Origin of the sequence: Ferrimicrobium acidiphilum DSM 19497 (genome assembly GCF_000949255.1) — a bacterium.
GTDB classification, from domain to species: domain Bacteria; phylum Actinomycetota; class Acidimicrobiia; order Acidimicrobiales; family Acidimicrobiaceae; genus Ferrimicrobium; species Ferrimicrobium acidiphilum.
The window spans coordinates 1-900 of the sequence record NZ_JXUW01000062.1 but is presented as its reverse complement, the minus strand read 5'-3'; the positions used below and the strand labels follow the sequence as shown (position 1 = coordinate 900).

Below are 900 nucleotides of genomic sequence, written 5' to 3'. Positions count from 1 at the left end.
ACAGGCTCTATTGACATTCATGTGGATAGATTTGGCCTGGATCTGATCCATAGCCCCAGTTCAGTGGGGGTATTTGAGGCTGAAATGGCTGTATGAGAAACGCGCACGGTTTCTGAGCTCTAAATTTGGTGTTGGAAACCCATCAAAAAGGAGTTCAGAACCGTGCGCGCTACCTCTCTAGTTAAGCAGATGCTGGGCCTTCGCAGTGTCACCGTCATCGAGGTTTTAGTTCGTCCACACGAACTGCTGATAAAACTTAGGCTTACCCGATCGCGGTTGGTATGCCCGAAGTGCTCCTATACGACCCGGTCCTGTTATGACACGAGAACGCTCGACTCACGTTGGAGACACCTCGACATCGGGATTCACCAGACGTGGCTCTCGTGCCAACTGAGACGACTCCGGTGTCCAACCCACGGGGTGATCACTGAGGCAGTACCATTTGCCCGACCAGTTGGGGAGTCGCGGTTTACGAGGGACTTCGAGCACCTGGTAGCTTGGGCATGTGCCAAGATGGATAAGACCACGGTGACAAAACTGCTCAGAGTCGCCTGGCGTACGGTAGGAACGATCTGTGAACGAGTCGTCACGCCAAGAGCTCGATCCCAACCGTCTTGATGACCTCTTCATTCTCGGGGTTGACGAGATCAGTTATCGCAAACACCACAACTACTTAACGCTTGTCACCAATCACGAGACGGGCAAGATCGTCTACGGGGCAGAGGGGAAAAGTGCCAAGAGCCTAGATGAATTCTTCGATGACCTGGGTGAAGAACGGATTGCCAAGATCAAAGCAGCCACCATGGATCTCGGTCCAGCCTTTGCCAAGGCCTTCCGCGAGAAGGCACCTAACGTCCAAATCTGTCTCGATCCATTTCATGTGGTTAAGTTGGGAACCGA

2 protein-coding genes are annotated in these 900 nt (G+C 52.8%); both read left to right on the top strand.

The window, feature by feature from the left end; genetic code table 11:
• Positions 1-162 precede the first annotated feature (162 nt).
• Positions 163-618 carry a helix-turn-helix domain-containing protein gene (locus tag FEAC_RS15005; RefSeq protein WP_082055668.1) on the top strand — a complete coding sequence of 152 codons (456 nt, stop codon included), beginning with the start codon at positions 163-165 and terminating at the stop codon, positions 616-618.
• On the top strand, positions 575-900 hold a 326-nt coding region (locus tag FEAC_RS14365), incomplete at its 3' end, for a transposase (RefSeq protein WP_160290436.1). The genes FEAC_RS15005 and FEAC_RS14365, both read left to right, overlap by 44 nt.